General features: G+C 71.7%; 6 protein-coding genes and 1 tRNA gene. 3 read left to right on the top strand and 4 right to left on the bottom strand.

Annotated elements, in window-relative coordinates; all coding sequences use genetic code 11:
• Window positions 1–196: 196 nt before the first annotated feature.
• From IEX37_RS02635 to IEX37_RS02625, 3 genes are all read left to right on the top strand, one after another.
• The gene (locus IEX37_RS02635; RefSeq protein WP_188754663.1) at window positions 197–1,819 is read left to right on the top strand and encodes an NAD-dependent epimerase/dehydratase family protein; all 1,623 of its coding nucleotides are present in this window, start codon (window positions 197–199) and stop codon (window positions 1,817–1,819) included.
• A gap of 29 nt (window positions 1,820–1,848) precedes the next feature.
• Window positions 1,849–1,923 (top strand) — tRNA-Ile (locus IEX37_RS02630).
• Between the two features lie 159 nt (window positions 1,924–2,082).
• The gene (locus tag IEX37_RS02625; RefSeq protein ID WP_188754662.1) at window positions 2,083–2,586 is read left to right on the top strand and encodes a DUF3145 domain-containing protein; all 504 of its coding nucleotides are present in this window, start codon (window positions 2,083–2,085) and stop codon (window positions 2,584–2,586) included.
• A 79-nt stretch (window positions 2,587–2,665) separates the two neighbouring features.
• Here the strand turns inward: IEX37_RS02625 and IEX37_RS02620 are convergent, their stop codons facing one another.
• The 4 genes from IEX37_RS02620 to IEX37_RS02605 all read right to left on the bottom strand — a co-directional run bounded on the left by IEX37_RS02620 (window position 2,666) and on the right by IEX37_RS02605 (window position 6,259).
• On the bottom strand, window positions 2,666–3,907 hold the full coding sequence (locus IEX37_RS02620; protein ID WP_188754661.1) for a beta-ketoacyl-[acyl-carrier-protein] synthase family protein: 1,242 nt from the start codon (window positions 3,905–3,907) through the stop codon (window positions 2,666–2,668).
• Between the two features lie 79 nt (window positions 3,908–3,986).
• Complete coding sequence (locus tag IEX37_RS02615; protein ID WP_188754660.1) at window positions 3,987–4,232, bottom strand: acyl carrier protein; 246 nt, start codon at window positions 4,230–4,232, stop codon at window positions 3,987–3,989.
• Window positions 4,233–4,313: 81 nt separating this feature from the next.
• On the bottom strand, window positions 4,314–5,315 hold the full coding sequence (locus IEX37_RS02610; protein ID WP_188754659.1) for a beta-ketoacyl-ACP synthase III: 1,002 nt from the start codon (window positions 5,313–5,315) through the stop codon (window positions 4,314–4,316).
• Window positions 5,316–5,347: 32 nt separating this feature from the next.
• Complete coding sequence (locus IEX37_RS02605) at window positions 5,348–6,259, bottom strand: ACP S-malonyltransferase (protein ID WP_188754658.1); 912 nt, start codon at window positions 6,257–6,259, stop codon at window positions 5,348–5,350.
• Window positions 6,260–6,337 lie beyond the last annotated feature (78 nt).

Genomic DNA, 6,337 nt, shown 5'->3' with positions numbered 1-6,337 from the left:
CCACTTCACAACCGGAGGCCCTCACCCCAGCACAAGCTCAGCCCCGTGTCGGGAAACAACGTCCCTGGACATCACACCTAGGCTCTGCGGGGCGTGACCGCAACCCCGTGGACCGCCCTCGTCCGCCGGGCCAGGATCGGGTGCACGGATCGGGTGAGCTTCGACTCCCGGGCGTGCGACACGGATGGGGGCAGCGATGAGGATAGCGATCGTCGGTGCGAGCGGGAACTCGGGCACCGGGCTGCTGCAGGCCTTGCGGGGGGAGCCTGAGATCGACGAGATCGTCGGCATCGCGCGCCGCTCTCCGGACACGGGGGCGCGCCCGTACGACGCGGCGCGCTGGGAGCTTGTCGACATCGCCATGCCGTCTGTGGACAGCGCGGCGGACGACCGCGTCGTCGACCGGCTCGCCGACGCCATCGCCGGGGCGGACACGGTCGTGCACCTCGCGTGGCTCATCCAGCCGAACCGCCAGCGCGACCTGCTGCGACGCGCGAACGTGGACGGCACGCGTCGCGTGATCGAGGCCTGCGTGCGCGCGGGTGTGTCGCACCTGGTGTGCGCCTCGTCGGTCGGTGTCTACGCGGGCGTGTCGGATGACGCTCCGCGCGCTGAGTCGTGGCCGACCCGGGGCGTCCCCACCGCGCACTACTCGGTCGACAAGGTGGCCCAGGAGGGCCTTCTCGACGAAGCCGAGCGCAGGGGCCTGTCGGTCGCGCGCGTCCGCCCGGCGCTCGTCTTCGATGCCGAGGCGGGCGCCCACATCGTGCGTCTGTTCGTCGGGGCGCTGGTGCCGCCCGCGCTGCTGCGCCCGGGCGCGATGCCGCTCATCGCGCTGCCGGCGGGAGTGCGCGTACAGGTCGTCCATGGCGACGACCTCGCCGACGCCTACCGTCGGATCATCCTGCAGCGGGCGACCGGTGCCTTCAACATCGCCACGGATCCGGTCCTGCGAGAGCAGGATCTCGCCGACGTGATCGCCCGCGGGCGGCGTGTGGCGCTGCCGCCTCGTGTGCTCCGGCCCGTCATGCACGCGGCGTGGCGCGCTCGGGCGCTCGCTGCCGACCCGGGTTGGCTGGACATGGCGATGAGCGTGCCCGTCATGTCGACCGAGCGCGCGCGGCACGAGCTGGGCTGGGCGCCGAGGCACGACGCGCACGCGACGCTGCGCGAGATGCTGCAGGGCATGGCGGACGGGGCGGGGACCGCCAGCCCGCCGATGCGTCCCCGCACCGAGTGGCCGCACGACCAGCGACCCGACGGCGATGACGCTCCTGACAGCGTCGCCGGCCCGGGCGCGGAGTCGTCGGGGCCGCGGGCGCCGGTGGAGCTGGAGCGCGACATCCTCGGCCTCTACCTGTCGGATCACCTCACGGGGGCGACCGCGGGCGTCCAACGGCTGGAGCGGATGGCCGAGGCCTACGCCGACACGGATCTCGGCCCGGACATCGCGCGCATCTCGCGAGAGATCGGCGAGGAGCGCGAGTTCCTCCACCGGCTCATCGGCACGCTCGAGTTCCGCCGCCGGCCTCACCGCCAGGCCGCGGCGTGGATCGCGGAGCGTGTCGGCCGGCTCAAGACCAACGGTCGCCCCCTCGGCTCGCCCATGACGCCCGTGCTGGAGATCGAGCTCTTGCGCGGCGCGGTGGCGGGCAAGCTCAGCGGTTGGGAGACGATGCGCACGCTTGCGCCCGACCTGGGCCTGCCCGAGGAGGTCTTCGCCGACCTCGTGGAGCGCAGCCGCGCGCAGATCGCGATCCTCGAGCGCCTTCACGCGCACGTCGTTCCGGAGGCCTTCCGCGAGGGTGAGATCGACTGAAGCGCCCGCGCGCTAGGCTCGATGGCGACGGGGCAGTGGCCAAGCTGGTTAAGGCAGTGAGCTCATAACTCAACGACGCGCGGGTTCGAGTCCCGCCTGCCCCACGGAAGCCTCCGCGTGAGATTCGCCCGCATGGCGGCGCGAAATGACAAGCTTGTGATTTGTCCCCCGCGCGGGTGATAATGCTTCCAGAACCGAATACTCGTCAGCCGGATCGCCGGTCAGGTCGTAGGGGAAGACGCACCTGACGAAACGGAGAGATCATGGCGACACCAATGGCGCGCGGAGTGGTGTACATCCACTCAGCGCCACGTGCGTTGTGCCCCCACCTGGAGTGGGCGGTCGGCCGCTCGCTCGGCCGTGCCGTGAACTTCGAGTGGGCCGACCAGCCTGTGCTGAGCGGATCGCGGCGCGCGGAGTTCTACTGGGAGGGCCCCGCCGGTACCGGCGCTGCCCTCGCGACGGCGATCCGCGGCTGGGAGCACCTGCGCTTCGAGGTGACGGAGGACCCGACACCGCGAAGCGACGGCGGCCGCTGGATGCACACGCCCGACCTGGGCATCCACTACGCCCAGATGGACACGGCGGGCAACGTCGTCGTGCCCGAGGACCGCATCCGGTACGCGATGGAGGTCGCCGCCGGCGACCCGATCGAGCTGCAGCGGGAGCTGGACATCGCTCTCGGCTCGGCGTGGGACCAGGAGCTCGAGCCATTCCGCCACGCGAGCGACGACGCGCCGGTCGTCTGGCTGCACAAGGTCGGCTGACCCGCGCCCGCCCCGTGAGACCGCGGACGCCCCGGAGGAGAACCTCCGGGGCGTCCTGCGTTCTGCGGGGAAAGGCGGGTCAGTCGTCGTACGACGCGAACGCCGCCACGGAGTTGTGCCCGCCGAAGCCGAACGAGTTCGTGATCGCGAGCTGCGGACCCTCGGCGAGGGGCTGCGGCTCGACCGAAGCCTTCACGGGGATGTCCGGATCCGGCTCCGTGAGGTTGATGGTGGGCGGTGCGACGCGCTCCTTCACCGCGAGCAGCGCGAAGACGGCCTCGAGCGCGCCCGTGCCGCCGAGCAGGTGACCGGTCGACGCCTTGGTCGCGGAGATCGGGATGTCGTGCACGCGCTCCCCGAAGACCGAGCGCAGGGCGGTGTACTCCGCCACGTCGCCCACCGGCGTCGAGGTGGCGTGCGCGTTGATGTGGGTGACGTCGTCGGGCGACGCGCCCGCCTGCTCCAGGGCCTGCCGCACGGCACGGCTCGCGCCCATGCCCTCCGGGTCGGGCGCGGTGATGTGGTGCGAGTCGGCCGTGACCGCACTGCCCACGAGGCGTCCGTAGATCTTCGCTCCGCGCGCGAGCGCGTGCTCCTCGGTCTCGAGGATGAGCACGGCGGCGCCCTCGCCCATGACGAAGCCGTCGCGCCCGAGGCTGAAGGGGCGCGATGCCGTCTCGGGGGAGTCGTTGCGGCGCGACAGCGCCTGCATCGACGCGAACGCCGCGACGGTGATCGGGTGGATCGCGGACTCCGTGCCACCCGCGATCACGACGTCGGCGAGCCCCAGCTGCATGTGCTCGTAAGCGCTGGCGATCGACTCGACGCTCGAGGCGCAGGCGGAGGCGACGGTGCGCGAGAAGGCGCGCGCGCCGAAGTGCAGGGAGAGATTCCCGGCCGCCGCGTTCGGCATGAGCATGGGCACCGTCATCGGCATGACGCGCCGCGGTCCCTTCTCACGGAGCGTGTCCCACGCGTCCAGCAGCGTCCAGACGCCGCCGATCCCGGTGGCGAAGTCGACACCCAGCCGGTCGGGATCCACCTCGGGCGCGCCCGCGTCGGCCCATGCCTCCATCGCGGCGATGAGCGCGAACTGCGATGCCGGGTCCAGGCGCTTGGCCTGGGGGCGCTCGAGCACCGTCTCGGGCCGCACGACCGCCTCGGCGGCGAACGTGACGGGAAGCTCGTACTCGGCCACCCAGTCGTGCGTGAGCGGGCGTGCGCCGGAGACGCCGGCCAGCAGGTTCTGCCAGTTCTCGGGGGCGGTGCCGCCCAGCGCCGAGGTGGCGCCGATTCCGGTCACGACGATGCGCTTGCTCATGGGTTGGTTCCTCGTGCTCCGCTGAATGTGCCGGTGCCGCATCCGCTCGGTTCCGAGCCGGGATGCGGCACCGTCGGTGTCACTGGTTGGACGTGATGAAGTCGACGGCGTCCTTCACCGTCTTGAGGTTCTTGACCTCGTCGTCGGGGATCGTCACGCCGAACTTCTCCTCGGCGTTGACGACGATCGTCATCATCGAGATGGAGTCGATGTCCAGGTCGTCCGTGAACGACTTCTCGAGCGCGACCTCCTCGGCGGCGATGCCGGTCTCGTCGGTGATCAGCTCGGCCAGGCCGGCGAGAACCTCGTCAGTGGTGAATGCCATGGGTACTCCTCTTTCTCAGGATGGTGACGGGATGTCGGGGACGACGGAACCTGGATCAGTCTAGGCACGCGCGCGGCGTGCTCACGGGAGCGCGACCACCTGTGCCGCGAACACGAGTCCGGCTCCGAAGCCGATCTGAAGAGCGAGTCCGCCGCTCAGCTCGGGGTGCTCCTCGAGCAGGCGGTGACTCGCGAGCGGGATCGAGGCGGCCGACGTGTTGCCGGTCGTCTCGATGTCGCGCGCGACTTTGACCGTGTCGGGGAGGCCGAGCTGCTTGGCGAACTCGTCGATGATCCGCATGTTGGCCTGGTGGGGGATGAAGGCGGCGAGGTCCTCCGCTCGGACGCCCGCGGCCTCGAGCGCCTGCTTGGCGACCTTGGCCATCTCCCACACGGCCCAGCGGAACACCGTCGGCCCCTCCTGCCGCAGCGTCGGCCAGGGCGCGGCGCCGTCGCGGAACTCGGTGAGCGTGTGGTTCATGCCGACGGCGTCGGCCTTCGAGCCGTCGGAGCCCCAGATCGAGGCGGAGACGCCGGGCGTGTCGCTGGGGCCCAGCAGCGCCGCGCCCGCGCCGTCGCCCAGCAGGAACGAGATGCTGCGGTCGGCGGGGTCGACGATGTCGCTCAGCTTTTCTGCACCGATGACCAGGGCATAGCGTGCCGCGCCCGCGCGGATGAGCGCGTCCGCCTGCGCGATGGCGTAGCAGTATCCGGCGCACGCGGCGTTCAGGTCGTAGGCGGCGGCCGGGTTGGCCCCGACGCGATCGGCGACGATGGCGGACACGGAGGGCGTCTGCTTGGGGTTGCTGATGGTCGCCACGATGACGAGGTCCACCTCGGCGGGGTCGATGCCGGCACGCTCGATCGCCTCGCTTCCCGCGAGGGTCGCCAGATCGACGGCCGTGGTCTCCGGGACCGCGCGCGTCCGCGTGACGATGCCGGTGCGCTGGCGGATCCACTCGTCGCTCGAGTCGATCGGACCGATCAGGTCCTCGTTCGGCACGGCGTTCTCGCCGCGCGCGGCACCATACGCGTAGATCCGGGAGTGGGCGGCTCCCACGGCCTCTTTCAGAGTGACGGTCATCCTGCTTCTTTCGGTTCCGGGCGCGTTGCGGGTCACGCCGCGAGCAGCTCGCGCGCTGCCGTGAGGTCATCGGGCGTCTTCACGGCGACGCTCGGAACGCCGCGCAGCGCGCGCTTGGCAAGCCCCGTGAGGGCCCCGGCGGGTGCCAACTCGACGATGCCGGTGACGCCGCCCGCGGCGAACGACTCCATGCAGAGGTCCCAGCGCACGGGCGAGACCATCTGCTGCACGATCAGGCGGAGGGCCCGCGTTCCGGAGTCGACGGCGCCGCCGTCGCTGTTGCTCCACAGGGTGAGCTCGGGGTCGGCGACGCGGTCGATCTCGTCGACGGCTGCCTGCAGCGCTTCGCGCGCGGGGTCCATGAACGGGGTGTGGAAGGCTCCGGCGACCTGGAGGGGGATCACGCGACTGCCCCGCGGCGCCCGCTCGGCCAGCGCCGCGAGCCCCGCGAGCTCGCCCGCCGCGACGATCTGCCCGGCCCCATTGTGGTTGGCGGCGGCGAGCCCGGCATCGGAGATGGCCTGCAGCACCCGCTCCGCGTCGCCTCCGACGACGGCGCTCATCCCTGTCTCGACCCGTCCCGCGGCATCGGCCATGGCGCGGCCGCGGACCCCGACGAGCCGCATGCCGGCAGCGGCGTCGATGACTCCGGCGGCGACCAGCGCGGCGATCTCGCCCACGGAGTGGCCGGCGACGCCGGCAGGGCGGGCGCCGCCGTCCGTCAGGCGCTCCCACGCGAGAATGCTGGCGGCGACGATGAGCGGCTGCGCGATGCGCGTGTCGCGGATCGTGTCCGCGTCGGACTCCGTGCCGTGCGCGGCCAGGTCGACGCCAGCCGACTCAGAGAACGCGGCGATCCGCTCGGCGGCGCCGTCCAGCTCGAGCCAGGGCGCGAGGAAGCCGGGGGTCTGGGAGCCCTGTCCAGGGCAGACGACGACGATCACCCGACAAGTCTGCCAACGGAACCCCACGATGCGCTGGCGACGACCTCACAAGAAAACGCCGAACGATTGTGCGTGGCG

The organism is Microbacterium album, from assembly GCF_014643695.1.
Lineage (GTDB): Bacteria > Actinomycetota > Actinomycetes > Actinomycetales > Microbacteriaceae > Microbacterium > Microbacterium album.
The sequence above is the reverse complement of the archived record's forward strand: the minus strand, read 5'-3'. Positions and strand labels throughout refer to the sequence as shown.

Coding starts and splice junctions, on each gene's coding strand:
- IEX37_RS02620 (WP_188754661.1), bottom strand. CDS start 3,907: ATGAGCAAGCGCATCGTCGTGACCGGAATCGGCGCCACCTCGGCGCTG.
- IEX37_RS02615 (WP_188754660.1), bottom strand. CDS start 4,232: ATGGCATTCACCACTGACGAGGTTCTCGCCGGCCTGGCCGAGCTGATC.
- IEX37_RS02635 (WP_188754663.1), top strand. CDS start 197: ATGAGGATAGCGATCGTCGGTGCGAGCGGGAACTCGGGCACCGGGCTG.
- IEX37_RS02610 (WP_188754659.1), bottom strand. CDS start 5,315: ATGACCGTCACTCTGAAAGAGGCCGTGGGAGCCGCCCACTCCCGGATC.
- IEX37_RS02625 (WP_188754662.1), top strand. CDS start 2,083: ATGGCGACACCAATGGCGCGCGGAGTGGTGTACATCCACTCAGCGCCA.